Below are 19,598 nucleotides of genomic sequence, written 5' to 3'. Positions count from 1 at the left end.
CTTATTGTTTTGTCGGTTCGGCGCCGGTCGGCGTGGCCACGCGAACGCCACCCTGCCCGGCCAGAATCAGGTTGCCATTGCCTGCCGCCGTGACGGACGACAGCGAAATGCGGTCCGGCCGGTTGAACACGCTGAACGTCACCCCGTCGTCATGGCTGACCACCACACTGCCACCGTTGCCGACGACAACAATGGCGCCGTCATCCAACAACGTGGCGCCCGACAAGCCAAACTCCAGCGCTCCCCGCGCCGCGTTCAGTTCAACCTGCTCCCAGGTGCTGCCGAAATCCGTGGAACGGTACAAGTTGCCGCGCAAGCCATAAGCCAACAGGGTTTGCGCTTGCGCCGTGCCGATCACGCCAAACAACGAGCCCTCGTAGGGGCCTTCGAGTTTTTCCCAGGTCTGGCCGTCGTCGCGGGAGCGGAACATGCTGCCCTGCTCGCCCACGATGAACAGGCCGGCGTCCTTGATGTGAGCGATGGCGTTGAGGTGGAACTGGTCTTCGTTGTCGAGGCGGTCGCTGACGTCTTCCCAGGTTTTGCCGCCGTCGGTGGTTTCGATCAACGCGCCGTAGGCACCGACCGCCAGGCCGTGGCTGGCGTCGTTGAACCAGATATCGAGTAAGGGGGCTTCGCGCTTGAGGTCTTGGTATTGCTGGGTCCAGGTGGCGCCGCCGTCGGTGCTGGCAAGGATTTGCGCATCATGGCCCACAGCCCAGCCTTGTTTGTCATCGACAAAGAACACGGCGGTGAGCAGTTGGCGGGTGGGCACCTTGGCTTGAGTCCAGGTAGCGCCCTGGTCATCGGAATAGAGGATATGCCCGCGATCACCGACCGCCACCAGGCGCTTGCCTGCGTGGACCACGTCGATCATCAGGCCCTTGGCGGCCTTGGGGGATTCAATCGCAAACACAGTTGCGGCGGGGGTATCGCTGGCGGCCTGGACGGCGGTCGGCAACGCGACGGCTCCAAACAGCGAGAGCGCTGTGGCCAGCAACGCAACCCTGCGTGCGGCGCGTGGGCGGCAAACAACCCAACCCATGACAGGCTCACTCATAGACCTTTCTCCCATTTATTATTGTTATTGCCTGCCTTCCTGGGCCGTGAAACCTGCAACCTAGAGCGCCTGGAGGAAGCTGCGGCCATCCTATCGGGCTTTGGAATCGTCTGACAATCGGCGCTACGTTATCTTTTGTTAACTGATGGCGTTTCCTCCGCAGCTGAATATAGCGGCATTCGTCAGGCTGATCAGTGCACACAAATGAATTTTTATTCCATCTATTGAATTACGGGAATTTTTATTCCATTAATAGCACTCTTGAAAACAATAATTCAAAGGACCTCGGCTATGCGTGAACTCGGAATCGGCCTGATCGGTACAGGCTTCATGGGCCGCGCCCATGCGTTGGCGTTCAACAACGCCCGGGCGGTGTTCGAACTGCCGGTAACCCTCAAGCTGGCCGCCCTGGCCGATGCCGACACCGAGCGTGCCCAGCGCTGCGCCACGGCCTGGGGGTTTGCCCAGGCCCATGGCGACTGGCAAGCCCTGGTCAACGACCCCAACGTCGACGTCGTCGCCATCACCACGCCCAACCACTTGCACTACCCCATGGCCATGGCCGCGATTGCGGCGGGCAAGGCGGTGTATTGCGAAAAACCCCTGGCCGTCAGCCTGGAACAGGCCGATGCCATGCGCCGCGCCGCCAGTGCGGCCGGGGTGGTGACGCGGGTGGGCTACAACTATCAGCACAACCCGATGATCCTGCTGGCCAAGCAGATGATTGCCCGAGGCGAACTGGGTGAGATCATCAGCTTCCAGGGCGAGTTCAGCGAAGACTTCATGGCCGACCCCGCGTCCCCTTGGTCGTGGCGCTGTGAAGTGGAGCATGCCGGTGGCGCCCTCGCGGACCTGGGCAGCCATTTGCTGTCGATGGCCCGTTATTTGGTCGGGGATGTGGTGAGCGTGTGTGCCGATACCCAGACCGTGCATGCCCGCCGCCCGGCTACCAAAGGCAGCAGCGAACACAAAGCCATCGCCGTGGACGATCACGTGCACGCGCTGCTGCGCTTCGCCAATGGCGCACGTGGCACGGTGAGCAGCAGTTGGCTCAAGCACGGCTACAAGAACCACCTGAGTTTCGAGATCAGCGGCACCCTGGGTACCTTGGCGTTCGACCAGGAACGCTTGAATGAACTGCGCCTGTGCCGCGTCGGCCAAGACGGTTTCCAGCGCCTGCTCGCCGGCCCGGCCCTACCCGGCTACGCGGCGTTCAGCCCGGCGGCGGGCCATCAGTTGGGCTACAACGAGTTGAAGACGCTGGAGGTGCAGGAGTTGATCATGGCGCTGGCGGGGCAAGGCGCGGATGGCACTGATTTTGAAGCGGCGTGGGCAGTGGAGCGGCTGGCGACGGCGATTCGTGTCGCCGCCAAAGAAGAGCGCTGGGTCAACGTGAACTCACTCTAAAACTCACCACAAAACCTCTGTGGGAGCTGGCTTGCCTGCGATGGCGGTATAACTGATACACCGCTATCGCAGGCAAGCCAGCTCCCACAGTTGGATCACCTACATTTTAAAATCAGCGCAACGCGCGGCGCAGGACTTTGCCCACGGTGGTCTTGGGCAGTTCGGTGGTGCGGAACTCAACGTATTTGGGCATCTTGTACCCCGTCAGGTATTCCCGGCAGTGGGCGAGGATTTGTTCCTGGGTCAGGTTCGGGTCCTTGCGCACCACGATGATCTTGACCTTCTCGCCGGTCACCGCATCTTCCACGCCAATCGCCGCCACTTCACCCACCCCCGGGTGCATCGCGACCACGTCTTCGATCTCGTTGGGGTACACGTTGAAACCCGAGACCAGGATCATGTCCTTCTTGCGGTCGACCAGGCGGATAAAACCGCGCTCGTCCATCACCCCGATATCACCCGTGGACAACCAGCCCTCGGCATCCAGCACCTCGGCAGTGGCTTCCGGGCGTTTCCAGTAGCCCTGCATGACCTGTGGGCCACGCACTTGCAGCTCGCCCTGCTCGCCAATCTCGGCCAGTTCGCCGTCTTCGCGCACAAAGCGCACCCAGGTCGACGGCAAGGGCACGCCAATGCTTCCGGTGAATTCCATCTCGCGCATGCGCGCAATGTTGATCGGGCTGATACTCACCACCGGCGAGCACTCGGTGAGGCCGTAGCCTTCGATGATCGGCAACCCGGTGACTTCCTTCCAACGCTTGGCCACCGCCGTATGGGTGGCCATGCCGCCCGCGATCACCATGCGCAGCGCCGAAAAGTCCCGCGCACAAAACTCTTTGTTTTCCAGCAAACCGTTAAACAGCGTGTTGACCCCGGCAATGCCGTTGAAACGTTCCTTGCGCAGGATCATCTGCACGCGCTTCACATCCCGCGGGTTGGCGATGAGGATGTTGCGCCCACCCAGGCACATGAACATCAGGCAGTTCACCGTCAGGGAAAAGATGTGGTACAGCGGCAGCAAGGTGACGTTGGTTTCCTGCTGGTCCTGGTCCAACTGGTCACCGACCCAGGCCTTGGCTTGCAGCAGGTTGGCGATGATGTTGCGGTGGCTGAGCATCACCCCCTTGGCATCGCCGGTGGTGCCGCCGGTGTATTGCAGGAAAGCCAGGTCATCCAGGGCCATGGCCACCGGAAAATGGTTGAGCGCCCGCCCTTCTTTCAGCACCTGATTGAAGCGCACCGAACCACGCAGGTTGAAGGCCGGCACCTGCTTTTGCACCCGGCGCAGGATGAAGTTCATCGCCGCCCCTTTGAAAGTGCCCAGCAGGTCGCCGATGGCCGCCACCACCACGCGTTTGACGCTGCTGCCGGCCACGACTTTTTCCAAGGTGTGCGCGAAGTTCTCGAAAATCACCACCGTTTCGGCGCCGCTGTCCTTGAGCAAATGCTTGAGCTCATGGGCGGTGTACAACGGGTTGACGTTGACCACCACCGCACCCGCCATGATCGTGCCCAACAAGCAGATCGGGTACTGCAAGCAGTTAGGCATCATCAGTGCCACGCGGTCGCCCTTCTTCACCCCCTGGCCCTGCAGCCAGGCAGCAAAGGCAACGCCCTGCACTTTCCAGTCGGCGTAGGTCATTTCGGTGCCGATGCTGACGTAGGCCACCCGCTCGCGAAACTTTTCCAGGTGCTCCAGGAACACCTCGCGCAACGACGGGTAGTCCTCGATACCGGCATCAATGTCGGCCGGAACGCCCGGCAAGTAAGCGTTCAACCAGATCCGTTCGGTTTGTTCCAGGCTTACAGCGTTCATGGCAGTCTCCTTGTTGTTGTTTTTGATAGAGCTACTTTTCGACGATGGCAGTAATGCCCAATCCGCCTGCCGCGCAAATCGAAATCAGGCCGCGTCCACCGCCGTTCTCGTGGATGGTCTTGGCCAAGGCGGCCAATTGCCGGCCACCGGTGGCAGCAAAGGGATGGCCGCAACCGAGCGAGCCACCGTTGACGTTCATCTTGCTGCGCTCGATAGCGCCCAGGGGTGCGTCCAAGCCTAGACGCTCCCGGCAATAATCGGCGTCTTCCCAGGCCTTGAGCGTGCACAGCACCTGCGCGGCAAACGCTTCGTGGATCTCGAAGAAATCAAAGTCCGCAAAGCTCAGGCCTTCGCGCTTGAGCATGCGCGGCACCGCGTAGGCCGGGGCCATCAACAGGCCTTCGGTGCCGTCGACGAAGTTCACTGCCGCCGTTTCGCCCGTGCGCAGGTAGGCCAGCACCGGCCAGCCGTTCTCGGCCGCCCATTCTTCGCTGGCCAGCAGCACCACCGACGCGCCATCGGTCAGCGGCGTGGAGTTGCCCGCGGTGAGCGTGCCGTTCTGCCGGTCATAGGCCGGGGACAAGCCCGCGAGCTTTTCCAGGCTGGCGTCGGCACGCAAGTTGTTGTCACGGGCCAGGCCGCGATGGGGGCTGATCAGGTCATCAAAGAAGCCCCGGGCGTAGGCCGCTGCCAGGCGTTGGTGGCTGGTGAGGGTCAGTTCGTCCTGGGCCAGCCGCTTGATCTGCCAGCGCTTGGCCATTTCTTCGCAGTGCTCGCCCATGGACAGGCCGGTACGCGGCTCACCGTTGCGCGGCAGCAAGGGTTTGAAAAACATCCCCGGACGCACCTTCAACAGTGCCTTCAGCTTGTCGCCCATGCCCTTGGCACGGTTGGCCGACAGCAGCGTATGGCGCAGGGATTCATTGATGCCGATGGGTGCATCGGAGGTGGTGTCGGAACCGCCGGCGATACCCACGTCGATCTGGCCCAGGGCGATTTTATTGGCCACCAGCAACGCGGCTTCCAGGCCCGTGCCGCAAGCTTGCTGCACATCGTAGGCGGGCGTGTCGGGGGATAAGGTGGTCGACAGCAGCGATTCACGCGCCAGGTTGAAATCCCGCGAGTGCTTGATCACCGCACCGGCGGCAAACTCCCCCAGGCGTTGGCCGTGCAGGTTGTAGCGGTCGACCAGGCCTTGCAAGGCCGCCACCAGCAGGTCCTGGTTGCTGTCGTGGGCATACACCGTGTTGGAGCGGGCAAAGGGAATACGGTTGCCGCCGATAATCGCAACGCGACGCACCGGGGCCGGGTTGAAGCTGTAGTCACTCATCGACAGGTCTCATTCCAGATAAAGAGGCCGCGCATATGGGGTTTGTCGCCGGCAAAATTGCGCACTTCGAACTCACGGCGCGGGCTCGTCACAGGGCGGCTCCAGAGCGCGACCTGGCCGGGCAGGAAGATCGGCAGCTTGAAGTCACAATGGGCCTCGGCCTGCTCCAGCCCTCCGGGGGGTTGCTGGGCGGCGAGTGCGCGGCCCAGGGTCCACATGCCATGAGCAATGGCGCGGCGAAAACCGAAGATTTTCGCGCCGATCACCGAGGTATGGATCGGGTTGAAATCCCCCGACACCTTGGCAAAGCGCCGGCCCAGGTCGGCGGGCAGCACCCAACGCTGGGTGCGCAACAAGCCCTCCTCCTGCAACGGCAACACGTCGTCCCACGGCTCGCCGACCGGCGCCTTGACGTCTCGGCGCAGGTACAGGCTGTCGCTTTCCCACACCAGGGCGTCGGCGCCGTAGGCACGGGTGGCGATGCTTAATGCCTGGCCCTTCGGATGGGCAATCCAACGCTCGCAATACACCTCCAGGCGCAGCGCCTGGCCTTCGTGCAAACGCTGATGCTGCCGGATACGATTGGCCAGGTGCACCATGCCGCTGGCCGGGTACGGGAAGCTCGGGCGAGTGAGCAACATCAGGTGCAGCGGGAACGCCAGCACATGGGGATAGGACAACGGCACGCCCTGCTCGCGGCGAAACCCGCAGGCGCGGCCATAGGCCGCTATCCCGCTGGCCGACAGCTCCACCGCCGAACGCACCAGGCGTTCCCTGGGCAACACCGGTGCGCCGTCGAGCTTGGGCTTGCGCAGGGCGCGTACGCCATCGAGCAGCAGGCGTGTGCGCGACGGCGGTGGGTCGATGATCTGGGTCACGTAGTCCATGGCTCAGGCTCCCAGCAGGCTTTGGCCGCACACGCGTACGACTTGACCATTGACCCCGCCGGACGCCGGGTGCGCCAACCAGGCGATGGTCTCGGCCACGTCGATCGGCTGGCCGCCTTGGGACAGCGAGTTCATGCGCCGCCCCGCTTCGCGGATCATCAGCGGGATCTTCGCGGTCATCTGGGTCTCGATGAACCCGGGCGCCACCGCGTTGACCGTCACCTGCTGCGCGGCCGCCTTTGGCGCCAGGCCTTGCACCAGGCCAATCACGCCGGCCTTGGAGGTGGCGTAGTTGCTTTGCCCCAGGTTGCCGGCGATACCGGAAATCGACGACACGCACACGATGCGCCCACCCGGGTTCAGCCCCTGGCTGTCCAGCAAGGCGTTGCTCAACTGCAGCGGCGCTTCCAGGTTCACCGCCAGCACGCTGCGCCAGGCCGCTTCGGTCATTTTGGCGATGGTCTTGTCACGGGTGATGCCCGCGTTGTGCACCACCACGTCAAACGCGCCGTATTGGCTTACATGGGCTTGCAGCAGCGAAGCCGCGTCGGCGGCGGTGATGTCCAGCGGCAACGCCGAACCGCCGACACTGCTGGCCGCCTGCTGCAAGGCCTCTTGGGCTTGGGGCACGTCCACGCACACGACGTGGGCGCCATCACGCGCCAGCACCTGGGCGATGGCCAGACCGATGCCACGGGACGCGCCGGTGACCAAGGCACGGCGACCGACAAAGGGTTTATCCCAGTTGATCGCGCTGTTGCCGTCAACGGCTTTTTCCAGGCGCACCACTTGCCCGGACACGTAGGCCGAGCGGCGCGACAGGAAGAAGCGCAGGCTGCTGTCCAGCGCCGCTTCGGCGCCCGGCGCCGCGTAGATCAATTGCACGGTGATCGCCCGGCGCAGCTCCTTGGCCAGCGACCGCACCAAGCCTTCCAGGGCGCGCTGTGCGATGGCTTGGGGCAAATCCTTGCACTGCTCCGGCGCCGTGCCGAGCACCACCACACGGCCATGGTGACCAATGCGCTTGGCGTTGGCGTGGAAGAACACGTAGAGCTCGTCGAGTTGCTGCAAATCGGTGACGCCACTGGCATCGAACACGGCGCCCTGCACCTTGACCGTGGACGGCGCCTTCAAAGTCGCCGGGGTAGCGGCCACGGTATCGGTGGCCTTGAACACCTGTTGCACCTGATCCACCAGGCGCCCTGCCCCGGCGATGATCACCGGGTTGACCAACCCTTGCTGGCCGCCGCGATGGCGCTGCAGCGGCAGCGGTTGCGGCAGGCCGACGGCCTGGGCCAGGCGTCGGCCCCAGGGGGAATTGACGAAGGAAAGGTAGCTGTCACTCATAAAGACATTCACTCACAACGCATGCTGACCATGTAAACCCGGTCCCCTGTGGGAGCTGGCTTGCCTGCGAAAGCATCACCTGGGTGTGACTGACACACCGAGTTGTCTGCATCGCAGCGGTGCGGCGATCCGACAAGCCAGCTCCCACAGTGACCGTGTTCATTCAGTACCACTCAATTGACCGAGGCATTTTCGCTCTGGCTGTTGCGACGTTTCACCGCCGGTTCCAAGGCTTGCTTGCGTTGCTGCAACGCTTCCAGCAAACCGAAATCCTGCGGGAAGTCATCGACCTGGATGCCATGGTCGGCGTACTCCACGTAGCGCCCCAGCAAGGCGTCTTCGTCGTCGCTGATCAAGTCCAGCGCCCGCGCCTTGACGCGCCAGGTGGTAAACGCGGTGGCGGAAATCGGCATAGGCTCGATCAAGCCCTGCTTCACGGCAGGCTTGAGGCGCGCGTCGATCAGCTCCACCTGCGGCAACAGGCGGAAACCCAGTTCGCCGTAAGCCAGCTTGTCGATTTCCGGACGCGGGATGTAGGAATTGGCCAGCAGGCGGTCGCGGGTCTCGCCCGGGGTCTGCACCACGTCCGCCACCTGGGCCAGCAAGCGGTCCGACGGTTTGCGCAGTGGAATGCCCAGTGGGAAGCTCAAGCCGCGCACCACCGCTGCTGCGGCTTTCGAAGGGTAGTTGTCGAGCACTTCGGCCAAGGCTTCATGGGCACGCAACAGCGCATCCTGGGCCGACCAGTGCACCAGCGGCAGGTCGGCCTGGGGCCGGCCGTCATCTTCAAAGCGCTTGAGCACGCAGGACACTATGTACAGCTGCGACAGAATATCCCCCAGCCGCCCGGTGATACTTTCCTTGCGCTTGAGGGCACCACCCAGCACGCCCATGGACACGTCCGAGATCAACGCCAGTACCACCGACAGCCGATTGGCCTGACGGTAGTAGGACGCCAGCGCCGGGTCGGTCTTGGCCGGCGCCGAAATCAGCCGCCCACCGGTCAGCGAATGCACCGCAGCGCGGACGGTATTGGCCAGCACAAAGCTCACGTGGCCGAACATCGCGCTGTCGAAGGCTTCCAGCGCCTTGCGCCGATCCGGGTTACGCGCCGCTTCCATTTCGCGGAACACATAGGGATGGCAGCGAATCAGGCCCTGGCCAAAGATGATCAGGCAGCGGGTCATGATGTTTGCGCCCTCCACCGTGATCGCGATGGGGCTTTGCTGATAGGCACGGGCCAGGAAGTTGTTGGGCCCCATGCAAATGCCTTTGCCGGCAACGATGTCCATGCCGTCATTGACGATGATGCGCGCGCGTTCCGTGACGTGGTACTTGGCGATCGCCGAGATCACCGACGGTTTTTCACCGGCATCGAGGGACGCCACCGACACCTTGCGCACCGCATCGCAGGCATACAAGTGCCCGGCCATGCGCGCCAGCGGCGCCTGTACCCCTTCGAACTTGCCGATGGGCAGGCCGAACTGCTTGCGCATCGCTGCGTAGGCCGTGGTCCCGCGTACCGCCACCTTGCCCAGGCCGACGTTGGCCGATGGCAGGGAAATCGCACGGCCTGCCGCCAGGCATTCCATCAGCATGCGCCAGCCATTCCCCACCTGTTCGCGGCCGCCGATCACCCATTCCAACGGAATGAACACATCCTTGCCGGTGGTCGGGCCGTTCTGGAACACCGCGTTGAGTGGCCAATGGCGACGGCCGCTGTTGACGCCCGGATGGGACGTTGGAATCAGCGCGCAGGTGATGCCAAGCGAACCGGGTGCGCCAAGCAAACCGTCCGGGTCTTCGGCACGGAAGGCCAGACCGAGCACGGTGGCAATCGGGCCGAGGGTGATGTAGCGCTTGTCCCAGGTCACCTTGAAGCCCAGCACTTCTTCGCCCTCATGGGTGCCTTTGCAGACGATGCCCAGGTCCGGGATCGCGCCCGCATCGGAGCCGGCATACGGGCTGGTCAACGCAAAGCATGGGATGTCTTCACCCCGGGCCAGGCGCGGCAAGTAGTAGTTACGCTGGGCATCGGTGCCGTAATGCAACAGCAACTCGGCCGGGCCCAGGGAGTTGGGCACCATCACCGAAATCGCCGCCGCCGAGCAGCGCGTCGACAGCTTCATCACCACTTGCGAATGTGCGTAGTGGGAGAAGCCTTTGCCGCCGTATTGCTTGGGAATGATCATGCCGAGGAAGCCGGCGTCCTTGGTGTATTGCCAGCCTTCGGGCGACATGTCCTGCCAGACTTGGGTGGTTTCCCAGTCGTTGGCGATGTCGCACAGGGTTTCCACTTCATTGTCGAGGAAGGCTTGCTCTTCGGCGCTGAGGCTGGCCGGTGCGGCCTGGAGCAAACGCTGCCAGTCGGGCTTGCCGCTGAACAGCTCGGCGTCCCACCACACGGTGCCGGATTCGATGGCCGCGCGTTCAGTGTCGGACATCGCCGGCATGATGGTGCGAAACAGGCCGAGCGCCCTGCTCGTCAACAACGCACGGCGCAAGGGCTTGATGGCCATCAACAAGGCCGGTGCGATGACCAGCACCGCAGTAACAGTGATGCCGAGGGTGGCAATCACATTGAACAGATAGCCCACCGCCAGCCAGATCAGGCCAGCGCCCAGCCACAGGGTGGCGGCAGCTTGTCGATACGCCAGGGCAATCGCGGCTGCGAAACCCACCAATAACCAGATAACCATGGGGATACCTCTACTCGATTCAGGGTACGGCCAATGCGCAGGCAGATCGAAATGCGCTGCGACGTAAAGCCACACTACAAACTTGGAAAGCTAAATTCAAATTTTGTTTTGAAATTTTTATTTAATCAAAAAACAAAAAAATAATGCGCCGACCAGGGTCAGCGAACACCGTGAACTGAAGCAGGAAAGTGCCAGGAGAGCAGCAAGATGCGCTTGCCACTCTCCCATGCTGGCGGTTTAACGAACCGTTACGCAGCCATCAGAACGCATAAGAGGCTGACAGGCTGACGACCTCACCCTTGCTGTCGACTTTGCCGTCCAGCCGAGCCCCCCCGAGGCGATCGACGTTTTGTGTCTTCAGCTTGACCTCCTGCACGAACTGCCTTGAGTAGGCGCCATCCAGCGTCAACCCAGGCACCGCTCGCACGGCATAACTCAAGCCCAGGGAGGCGAACCAGCGGTCGCCGTCCGGGATGCGCGGGTCACGTGTCGAGTTACGGGTCGGCGTCTGGTCGTTGGCCACCCCTGCTCGCACCGTCCAGTCGTTGGTCAGCTTGTAATCACCGCCCAACGAGAGCATCCAGACGTTGCGATATTTGTACGGAATGGAAACGATGGTGCTGCCGTCGGACTTCAGCGTAAGGTCTTTGAAGGAAGACCACTGCGTCCACATCGCGCTGGCGCCCAACGTCAAGCGATCATCGAACACGTGTACCCAGTCAATCGCCGCATTGGCCGGAATGTCCAGTTGCGTGGATGCGTTGGCGCCGTCCGGGTACAGGTTGAGGCCAGGATAGGCTTGCGCGACCAGGGTTTTGCCGAAAATCGGGTTGATATCGGTCATCAGGCTTCTGGAGCCTTCATCCGCGTAGATATTGTATTTGCCATCCATCTTGTTCTTGATCTTGGCGTGATAGTTCAGGCCAACTGTGTCTTTCAGCGTCGGTTTCCAGACCACGCCCGCAAACCAGCCGACCGACGTGTTATCGACCTTGACCCGCATCAGTGCGTGCCCGACACCAGAGGGGAACGCCGCGCCTCCCAGGCCCGGTGATAGCGCGGCAGCCGCCAGCAAGTCGACGTTCTGGCTAACGAAGCCACTACTGTGCTGAACAATGGCGCCACCACCGATAGAGAACTCATCGTTGACCTTGAACGACAACGACCCCGTCACGCCGACCGTCTCAATCTTGGTGTCGACTGCAAAGTCGCGGCCCTTCCATTCAGGATCCCAGGTACTTTTCATGCCTTGGGGTACGACAGCACTCAAGCCAAGGACGAAACGTTCATTGAGGGGAATGACCGCAAAACCGGTTGGCAGCCACGCGGTGAACCCTGCCTGGCCACCATTGCCGGTGCGTGGGGTAGACGTGGGAATACCTGTATTGGGATCGATCACCGAGGAAGACGTCGGATCGCCCTTGTAGTCATAGGCATCGCCTTTGTACTTAATCTTGACGCGAGCGTAGTCGACGGTTTGTTCCACCACGGTGTGGTCGATAAACGCCATGGCCGCCGGGTTGTTGTACGCAGCCGAAGGGTCATCCTTGAACAGCGAGCCGCCGCCAAACGCTCGGCCCCAACCTTGCGCGCCGTAGGTTGGCGTAGCGAAGCCACCGGCGTATACCGGCGCTGCGATCATCAGCCCCCCCAGTATTGCCAGCCCCAATACAGCCTGTACTTGTTGTTTTTTATTATTCACACGGCACTCCTTATTGTTATCAAACTGAGCCCGCTCTGGCGGGCTCGTCTTGCTGCCTCGTGCGCCTATCAAAAGGCGCGTGTAATACAGGATTCAACGAATTAAAAGACGTTACTCAGGGCGTCACTCCAACCCCTGGCGCGGCAACGCGCATTGAGAGCACTGTGCAACTACCCGGCAATACTTGATTGTTCGCCACACTGGTTAAACCACCGGCGTCATTAAACACGGAGACAGAAATAGTCGCGGCGCTACAGTGCGTCGCCGGTATAATCGGAGGCGCCCCAACCACCGTAAAACTTACATTAGAAAGTGTCCCGGCGCTGCCAGTGATAGACGTCAATACCATGGGCATATCATTCATTTTGTACAAACTGCAGAGTGCATTGGTGCCAGTTATTGTCGCACTGCTGTAATAAGCCACGAGGCCATCATGGGCAATATGCCCCGTAAGCTGGATAGCGCACGTTAATGCGGCTCCGAACGTTGAGGGCGACTTCAGTGTAATCGTGCCACCGACGGTGGTGAATGGCATGTTATACGGAGAGAACGTACCAGCACTGGCGATTGAAGTTGCACTTGCGCACAACGTTAATGCCCCTGCCATCAAAAGAGTTTTCAAACTTTTCATCGTATTCCTCACCTGCCTGGTGAAGCGTTGTCGGCCAACTCCTTTGGCTCGTCATCCCTGAACAGGCGCCTCTCGCGAGGCGCCTGCCTTACAACGGGGTGATCAACCCTTGTTACGGAGTACGACTATTACGGAATAACAACAGCGCCTGGAGCAGCAACGCTCAGCGAAACCACGGTGCAGCTGCCGGCCAGCGTCTGGTTAGTGGCAGATATCGTGGTAGTGCCTGGCGCTGGAGTACCGGCTACGGAAGCCAGGCCCACAGTGATGGTGGTCGGGCCGCAGTTGGTGGCCGGGATGATCGGCGGTGCACCAGCAATGGTGTAGCCGACGTTAGTCACGGTACCGGTGGTGGTGGAAGTGGCGCTCAGTTTCCAAGGCAGGTTAGTCATCTTAGGCAGTGCGCACAGGCTGTTGGAGCCCGAAACGGTCGCGCTGTTGATGTTGGCGGTGCCATCGGAGTTAACAACACCTTGGAAGAGGATGTTGCAAGTCACGGGCTGCTGGAACGATGACGGCGACTTCACGGTGATGCTGCCGTTAGCGCTGATAGCTGCACCAATAGGGCTGAAAGACGCCGCACTGGCCATCGATGCTGCGCCAAAGCACAGAGCAAAAGAGGTTACACAAACGAGGGTCTTGAAGCTTTTCATTGTTTTTCCTCACATATTATGGCGAATTCATTTCGCCAGGGGTAATGGCCATGATCGAGAGGTCACGGTGAAACTGCAGAACTTCCCTTTCCAGCCAAATCTCAATTCAATTACCGCTTACAACAGTCGGACAGTCTTATTCGACAACTTTGAAGTTAGGCGGCATCTTGATCGACACCGTCTTGATCTTGCAGTCTTCGCCAATCGGTACATTGGCGGCTTCCAACTTTCCGGTGGCGTTATCCCACGTACCGTCAGCGGTAGAAGGACCGCACTTGCCGCCCAGGCCGAAGGCGTGAACATCTACGCTGATCTTCGACATGGAACCGCTCTTGGTATCTTTGGCAACTAATATCCACGGCAAGTTGGTGGCTTCGACCCGGCTGCACTTGAGGCCACCGTCGAATTCAACTTTGTCGACATTGACCGATGAGCCATCGGCCGCCACTTTGCCGGCCACCTTGATGGTGCAGTCGGCGCTGATCAGGGCGCCCTTGGAAAAGCTGATCGGCCCTTGGGCCGTGAAGGCACTGCCGGCCGGTTCGATACGGGCAGCCTGGGCCTGGTGGTAAACGATCAGGCCCAGGGCGGCCAATACAATGTGCGTGGTGAACTTGGCAGGGTTTTGCATGGTGTACGTCCTTCCCTTGAAATTATTGTTGTAGGGTCAAACAACTTGCTTGCCACGAAACCGGTAAACCTTGGGCGTAAGAGACCTGCGCGATACACAGACCCCGAGTACGCCCATAACTTTTCAATTCACATCAGAACGGCCTGGCGCTGTTGCCGTATTTCTCCAGGTACTTCAGACGTTGTGACGGCTGAAGATTGGTCAGGGTGATATCCCCGGCATAGTGATTCAGTACCCGATGGTCCATGCGACGCCGCCACAAGTACGGCACATAGGCCCAGACAATCATGCTCGCATAGCCATACGGCAGTTGCGGCGACTCATCAAAGTGGCGCAGCGACTGATAACTACGTGTCGGGTTGGCATGGTGATCAGAGTGCCGCTGCAGTTGGAACAGGAAGATATTGGTGACAATACGGTTGCTGTTCCAGGAGTGCCGTGGCGAGCAACGTTCATAACGACCGTTGGGCAACTTCTGGCGTTTGAGACCGTAGTGCTCGACATAGTTGACCACTTCCAGCAGCGAGAAACCGTAGATGCCCTGGATGATCAGGAACGGAATCACCGCCGCCCCTAGCCACATGATCATCGCGCCCCACAACACCACGCTGTACATCCAGGCGCTGAGTACGGCGTTTTTCCAGTGCAGGGCCGGCAGGCCGAGTTTGCGCAGGCGTTCGCGCTCCAGGTTCCAGGCCGAGCGTGCGCTGAACCATACCGAGCGTGGCAGGAAGGCCCAGAAGCTTTCACCCAGGCGCGAGCTGGCAGGGTCTTCCGGCGTGGCGACGCGTACATGGTGACCGCGGTTATGTTCGGTGTAGAAGTGCCCGTAGAACGTAGGCGCCAGGGTGACCTTGGCCAGGAATACCTCCAAGGGGTTGGGCTTGTGCCCCAGCTCATGGGCGGTGTTGATGGCAATCCCGGTGGCTGCTCCGGTGGACATCGCCATGCCCAGGTAGGTAAACCAGCTGATTTCGCCGTGCAATTCGGTGCGGGCGGTGATGAACGCGGCGGTTTTCGCCAGCCAGCTGGAAGGATCAAGCGCAGCCGTGGCGTGCAGCAGGCCGCCGTTGATGATCCAGTCGATGCCCCCTGCCGCCAACCAACCGGTAATCACCACCGAAGAGATAACGAACAGCACACCGGTGTAGACGATCCAGCGGTAGTAGCGTTGGGATTCGAGGTTGCTGACGGCGGACTCGGGCGGGTTGCTGACGTCTTCGCCCAGCAGGCCGTCGATCAAGGGGATCAAGCCGAAGATCACCAATACGCCGACCCACCACAATTGCTGTACACCCGTGGTAATCGCCAGGGAGCCGGAAAGTAATGGAGTTGCCAGGGGCATGATGCCAAGCCACCAGAGGTGACGTTTGCCGTCGGTCCAGACGTGCGGTGCAGCCAGGGTCTGGTTCATGGCAGCCACCGTACGCAGCGGGCTGGCAGGGAACGAATGTGAGCGGTAAACAGGTACACGGAGCGCTGACTGCCCCGAGAAATCAACCATGCGATAAAAGACGTTTTTTTCATTATTTTATTCGCTCTTAGGCATTTCAAAAATTGTTTCAAATAAGACATTGAAATAATTTTTTAAATAAATAGCGCGGAATCGTTAGGTCGTCAACTAGTTTTTCGGAGCCTTTTTTACGTGACCGAGCAGTCTCTTTTTCAGCCGTTTGGTCAGGTGTCTAAAGCAGGCATCGACGCCGTTGAACCGCGAACCGGACAACAAAATTATTTACTCGCCAAGGCAAATGGCGGGTGCAACACCGTGGCGCTTTCAGGCGGTCGAACACGCTTGGCCACCTGCTCCACCAGCGCGGCTACGCGCTCTGTGGCGGTGATCGGCAGCATGTGCCCGCGCCCTTCCACCACCTGCAGCTTCAACCCCGGCACCTTGCTGGCCAGGGCTTGGCCGTGCTTCTGGAAGTCCAGCACGCGGTCTTTGGCGCCATAGATCAGCCCGATCGGCAGGGTCAGTTGCGGGTAGCGCTTGACCATGTCGGGCAGGTGGTCGTTGACCTGGTTGATCTCGGTGGAGGCGGCATAAAAGTTGTCGGGACGCATACCGAGCAGCCCACCGCCACGGGTGGCAAAGTCGGGAGGTGCAGCATCGGGAGCGAACACGCCTTTAACCACTGATCCTTTGGTCAGCAGCCCGATGGGCATGGTCAAGGTGTGGGACATCCAGCGCCGCAACCAGGCCGGGCGTATCGCCAGCGACAGGAACACCAGCGGCAGCATGCGTTGGGGGTGAGTCAGCGGTGCCACCAAAATCAACCCGGACACGGCATGCGGATGATCAAGGGCCAGCGCCAGGGAAATCGCGCCGCCGAGGGAATGCCCGAGTACCAGCGGCTTATCCAGGTCCAGGGTCTTGATAAACGCCGCAATTTGCCGGGCCTGGGCGGGCAGGTCTGCCGCCGTGCTGGCGTGCCGGGTGGAATAGCCGGAGCCCGGACGATCCAGCGTGATCACCCGAAAGTGCTCACGCAATTGACCTGACAAGGCATACGTCAGGTTGCGACTGCTGCCCATCAGCCCGTGAATCATCACCAGCGGCGGGCCCTTGCCCTCTTCTACATAATGAAAGCGCTCGCCATCGACCTCGACGAAACGCCCGTTGATTGCAACAGCCGCTTCGATACGCCGTGTCATCCAGGCACTGAAGCCCCACAACACGGCGCTCGCGCCTATCAACACAGCCGCAGCAATAACCCATTCAACAGCCATAGCTCGGTCCTCTGCTTCCCTGCTGCTGGCGACCTGACCGGTATTGATCAAGGCCTCAGCCATCGTCCACACCCTGGACCTAAACTTCATGCATACCGTGCTCGTCCGTCGGACAAGTCGCACATGCGGAACAAGGTCCTAGCGTAGGCGATATTTTCAGGTAGATTATTTAAAATCTTTTTTAAAATAAATAATTCAATTTTCCTTTGCAATGGTGTTCTATCTAAAAGACAAAACAAAAAACAGGAGCACATCTGATGCCCACGAAGGACAGCCTATGAATGCCCACAGTGATTCAATCGACATCGCCATCATCGGCTCAGGCTTTGCCGGCCTGTGCATGGCGATCAAGCTCAAGGAAGCCGGCCTCACCGACTTCTTCATTGCCGAGCAGGCGGACAGCCTCGGCGGCACCTGGCGGGACAACCACTACCCGGGCTGTGCCTGCGACGTGCAATCCCACGTGTATTCATTTTCGTTTGCGCCCAACCCAAACTGGACGCGGCAATTCGCGCCGCAGGCGGAGATCCGCACCTACCTTGAGCAATGCGCGACGCGTTTTGAGCTGGCGCCCTTCCTGCGCTTCGGCATGGGCTTGCAGCGTGCGGTGTTCGATGAGGTGCAACAGCGCTGGCAACTGACCTTCAGCAATGGTCGCCAGGTGAGTGCGCGGGTGCTGGTGTCGGGCATGGGCGGGCTGTCGCGCCCGGCACTGCCGGACATCCCGGGGCTCGACAGCTTCAAAGGCAAGCGCTTCCACTCCCAACAGTGGGACCATGACTATTCATTGAAAGGCAAACGCGTGGCGGTGATCGGCACCGGCGCCAGCGCCATTCAATTCGTGCCGCAGATTGCACCGCAGGTGGCCCACCTGGACCTGTTCCAGCGCACGCCGCCGTGGATCATGCCCAAGCCCGACCGGCCGATTTCGCCCTTTGAACGCTGGGCCTTCAAGCACCTGCCCTTCACCCAGCGCCTGGTACGCGGCGCTTTCTATTGGGCGTTGGAAGGCCGTGTGGTGGGCTTTGCCCTGCACCCGCGCCTGATGAAAATGGTGCAGAAGATTGCCCAACGTCATCTGCATAAACAGGTGGCCCGCCCTTCCCTGCGCAAGACCCTGACGCCGGACTACACCATCGGTTGCAAGCGCGTGCTGATCTCCAACGACTATTACCCGGCCCTCTCGCGCAGCAATGTGGAGGTGGTGACCGACAAGGTGCTGCGCATCGAAGCCGATGGCGTGATTACCGCCGATGGCATCAAGCACCCGGCCGATTGCCTGATCTTCGGCACCGGCTTCCAGGCCACTGACCCACTGCCCCGGGACTGCATCATCGGGCGCGACGGCATCGACCTGATGGACACCTGGCACGACGGTGCCCATGCCTATAAAGGCACCACGGTGCCGGGGTACCCGAACCTGTTCCTGATCGTCGGCCCCAACACGGGCCTTGGGCACAACTCGATGATCCTGATGATCGAAGCCCAGGTCACCTACATCCTGGATGCACTGCAGCAGATGCAGCGGCACCGCATCGCCACCGTGGATGTAAAACCGGCCGTTGAGCTGGCTTACAACCAGCAACTGCAAGACAAACTCAAGCGCACCATCTGGAACACCGGTGGCTGCCAGAGCTGGTACCTCGACCCGCGCACCGGCAAGAACACCACCTTGTGGCCCGGCTCCACCTGGCGCTTCAAACAGGTCACCCGGCAGTTCGCGCTCAAGGACTATGTGGCAGACCTGCTGCCCACCAGCCCAGCCCCACGCCCTGCCCCGGCGCCCCACTCCACCACAGAAGGCAGCCTGTCATGAAGTCATTCAACGGCCGCGTGGCGGCGATTACCGGTGCGGCGTCCGGCATGGGCCGCGCCCTGGCATTGGCCCTGGCGCGCGAAGGTTGCCACCTGGCCCTGGCCGACAAGAACAGCCAGGGGCTGGAGCAGACGCTCGACTTGATCAAGACCTCGACGCTGTCGCCCGTCACCATCACCACCCAGGTGCTGGATGTATCCGACCGCCAGGCCATGGAAGCGTGGGCCGCCCGCTGCGTGGCCGACCACGGCCGCGTCAACCTGATCTTCAACAATGCCGGCGTGGCGCTGTCGAGTACCGTGGAGGGTGTGGATTACGCCGACCTCGAATGGATCGTCGGCATCAACTTCTGGGGCGTGGTGCATGGCACCAAGGCGTTCCTGCCCTACCTTAAAGCCAGCGGCGATGGCCATGTGGTCAACACCTCCAGCGTATTCGGGCTGTTTGCCCAACCAGGCATGAGCGGCTACAACGCCACCAAGTTTGCCGTGCGCGGGTTCACCGAATCCCTGCGCCAGGAACTCGACCTGCTACGCAGCGGCGTCTCGGCCACCTGTGTACACCCGGGCGGCATCCGTACCGACATCTGCCGCAGCAGCCGCATCGACGCAAACATGACCGGCTTTCTGATCCACAGCGAGCAACAGGCCCGCGCCGACTTCGAAAAGCTATTCATCACCGATGCTGACCAGGCTGCCAAGGTCATCCTGCAAGGCGTGCGCAAAAACAAGCGCCGCGTGTTGATCGGCCGCGATGCCTATTTCCTCGACTTGCTCGCCCGTTGCCTGCCCGCTGCGTATCAAGCCCTGGTGGTGTTCGCCAGCAAGCGCATGGCCCCCAAACAACGCACGCCGGTGTTTGAAACCAACGACGAAACCCGTCTCTGAACAGG

15 protein-coding genes are annotated in these 19,598 nt (G+C 61.0%); 3 read left to right on the top strand and 12 right to left on the bottom strand.

Annotated elements, in window-relative coordinates; all coding sequences use genetic code 11:
• Position 1 precedes the first annotated feature (1 nt).
• The gene (locus HX792_RS09235; RefSeq protein ID WP_176996172.1) at positions 2 to 1,042 is read right to left on the bottom strand and encodes a YCF48-related protein; all 1,041 of its coding nucleotides are present in this window, start codon (positions 1,040 to 1,042) and stop codon (positions 2 to 4) included.
• A gap of 306 nt (positions 1,043 to 1,348) precedes the next feature.
• Here HX792_RS09235 and HX792_RS09230 point away from each other — a divergent pair, with 306 nt between their 5' ends.
• Positions 1,349 to 2,464, top strand: coding sequence for a Gfo/Idh/MocA family protein (locus tag HX792_RS09230; protein WP_176995778.1), 1,116 nt, complete (start codon positions 1,349 to 1,351; stop codon positions 2,462 to 2,464).
• Positions 2,465 to 2,576: 112 nt separating this feature from the next.
• Here HX792_RS09230 and HX792_RS09225 read toward each other — a convergent pair whose 3' ends face one another.
• The 11 genes from HX792_RS09225 to HX792_RS09175 form a co-directional block, all read right to left on the bottom strand.
• Positions 2,577 to 4,280 carry an AMP-binding protein gene (locus HX792_RS09225; RefSeq protein WP_176995777.1) on the bottom strand — a complete coding sequence of 568 codons (1,704 nt, stop codon included), beginning with the start codon at positions 4,278 to 4,280 and terminating at the stop codon, positions 2,577 to 2,579.
• A gap of 31 nt (positions 4,281 to 4,311) precedes the next feature.
• Positions 4,312 to 5,610, bottom strand: a complete 1,299-nt coding sequence (locus HX792_RS09220; RefSeq protein WP_176995776.1) for an acetyl-CoA C-acetyltransferase — start codon at positions 5,608 to 5,610, stop codon at positions 4,312 to 4,314.
• Positions 5,607 to 6,497 (bottom strand): MaoC/PaaZ C-terminal domain-containing protein, encoded by an 891-nt coding sequence (locus HX792_RS09215; protein WP_176995775.1) that lies wholly within the window; start codon positions 6,495 to 6,497, stop codon positions 5,607 to 5,609. The genes HX792_RS09220 and HX792_RS09215 overlap by 4 nt, the downstream gene beginning before the upstream one ends.
• Before the next feature lie 3 nt (positions 6,498 to 6,500).
• Complete coding sequence (locus HX792_RS09210) at positions 6,501 to 7,844, bottom strand: 3-oxoacyl-ACP reductase (protein WP_176995774.1); 1,344 nt, start codon at positions 7,842 to 7,844, stop codon at positions 6,501 to 6,503.
• 173 nt (positions 7,845 to 8,017) lie between these two features.
• Positions 8,018 to 10,543, bottom strand: coding sequence for an acyl-CoA dehydrogenase (locus tag HX792_RS09205; RefSeq protein ID WP_176995773.1), 2,526 nt, complete (start codon positions 10,541 to 10,543; stop codon positions 8,018 to 8,020).
• Between the two features lie 259 nt (positions 10,544 to 10,802).
• The gene (locus HX792_RS09200) at positions 10,803 to 12,245 is read right to left on the bottom strand and encodes an outer membrane protein transport protein (protein ID WP_176995772.1); all 1,443 of its coding nucleotides are present in this window, start codon (positions 12,243 to 12,245) and stop codon (positions 10,803 to 10,805) included.
• 115 nt (positions 12,246 to 12,360) lie between these two features.
• Complete coding sequence (gene praB, locus HX792_RS09195) at positions 12,361 to 12,876, bottom strand: alkane oxidation protein activator PraB (RefSeq protein ID WP_176995771.1); 516 nt, start codon at positions 12,874 to 12,876, stop codon at positions 12,361 to 12,363.
• 128 nt (positions 12,877 to 13,004) lie between these two features.
• On the bottom strand, positions 13,005 to 13,529 hold the full coding sequence (gene praB / locus HX792_RS09190) for an alkane oxidation protein activator PraB (RefSeq protein ID WP_176995770.1): 525 nt from the start codon (positions 13,527 to 13,529) through the stop codon (positions 13,005 to 13,007).
• Between the two features lie 136 nt (positions 13,530 to 13,665).
• Positions 13,666 to 14,160, bottom strand: a complete 495-nt coding sequence (gene praA / locus HX792_RS09185) for an alkane oxidation protein activator PraA (RefSeq protein ID WP_176995769.1) — start codon at positions 14,158 to 14,160, stop codon at positions 13,666 to 13,668.
• Positions 14,161 to 14,293: 133 nt separating this feature from the next.
• Positions 14,294 to 15,574 carry an alkane 1-monooxygenase gene (locus HX792_RS09180; RefSeq protein WP_176995768.1) on the bottom strand — a complete coding sequence of 427 codons (1,281 nt, stop codon included), beginning with the start codon at positions 15,572 to 15,574 and terminating at the stop codon, positions 14,294 to 14,296.
• 317 nt (positions 15,575 to 15,891) lie between these two features.
• Positions 15,892 to 16,890: an alpha/beta fold hydrolase gene (locus tag HX792_RS09175; RefSeq protein WP_176995767.1), complete on the bottom strand. Its 999-nt coding sequence runs from the start codon at positions 16,888 to 16,890 to the stop codon at positions 15,892 to 15,894.
• 277 nt (positions 16,891 to 17,167) lie between these two features.
• On the opposite strand from HX792_RS09175, the gene HX792_RS09170 reads away from it, so the two are divergent.
• A complete protein-coding gene (locus HX792_RS09170; protein WP_176995766.1) occupies positions 17,168 to 18,706 on the top strand; it encodes an NAD(P)/FAD-dependent oxidoreductase in 1,539 nt (512 codons plus the stop codon).
• Positions 18,703 to 19,593, top strand: coding sequence for an SDR family oxidoreductase (locus HX792_RS09165; RefSeq protein ID WP_176995765.1), 891 nt, complete (start codon positions 18,703 to 18,705; stop codon positions 19,591 to 19,593). Before HX792_RS09170 ends, HX792_RS09165 begins: the two co-directional genes overlap by 4 nt.
• Positions 19,594 to 19,598: the final 5 nt, after the last annotated feature.

The sequence above is a fragment of the Pseudomonas sp. B6002 genome (assembly GCF_013385985.1).
Classification (GTDB): Bacteria; Pseudomonadota; Gammaproteobacteria; order Pseudomonadales; family Pseudomonadaceae; genus Aquipseudomonas.
Note: the sequence above shows the minus strand (reverse complement) of the source record. Positions and strands in the feature narration are given on the sequence as shown.

Coding starts and splice junctions, on each gene's coding strand:
- HX792_RS09235 (WP_176996172.1), bottom strand. CDS start 1,042: ATGGGTTGGGTTGTTTGCCGCCCACGCGCCGCACGCAGGGTTGCGTTG.
- HX792_RS09230 (WP_176995778.1), top strand. CDS start 1,349: ATGCGTGAACTCGGAATCGGCCTGATCGGTACAGGCTTCATGGGCCGC.
- HX792_RS09225 (WP_176995777.1), bottom strand. CDS start 4,280: ATGAACGCTGTAAGCCTGGAACAAACCGAACGGATCTGGTTGAACGCT.
- HX792_RS09220 (WP_176995776.1), bottom strand. CDS start 5,610: ATGAGTGACTACAGCTTCAACCCGGCCCCGGTGCGTCGCGTTGCGATT.
- HX792_RS09215 (WP_176995775.1), bottom strand. CDS start 6,497: ATGGACTACGTGACCCAGATCATCGACCCACCGCCGTCGCGCACACGC.
- HX792_RS09210 (WP_176995774.1), bottom strand. CDS start 7,844: ATGAGTGACAGCTACCTTTCCTTCGTCAATTCCCCCTGGGGCCGACGC.
- HX792_RS09205 (WP_176995773.1), bottom strand. CDS start 10,543: ATGGTTATCTGGTTATTGGTGGGTTTCGCAGCCGCGATTGCCCTGGCG.
- praB (WP_176995771.1), bottom strand. CDS start 12,876: ATGAAAAGTTTGAAAACTCTTTTGATGGCAGGGGCATTAACGTTGTGC.
- praB (WP_176995770.1), bottom strand. CDS start 13,529: ATGAAAAGCTTCAAGACCCTCGTTTGTGTAACCTCTTTTGCTCTGTGC.
- praA (WP_176995769.1), bottom strand. CDS start 14,160: ATGCAAAACCCTGCCAAGTTCACCACGCACATTGTATTGGCCGCCCTG.
- HX792_RS09180 (WP_176995768.1), bottom strand. CDS start 15,574: ATGAACCAGACCCTGGCTGCACCGCACGTCTGGACCGACGGCAAACGT.
- HX792_RS09175 (WP_176995767.1), bottom strand. CDS start 16,890: ATGGCTGTTGAATGGGTTATTGCTGCGGCTGTGTTGATAGGCGCGAGC.
- HX792_RS09170 (WP_176995766.1), top strand. CDS start 17,168: ATGAATGCCCACAGTGATTCAATCGACATCGCCATCATCGGCTCAGGC.
- HX792_RS09165 (WP_176995765.1), top strand. CDS start 18,703: ATGAAGTCATTCAACGGCCGCGTGGCGGCGATTACCGGTGCGGCGTCC.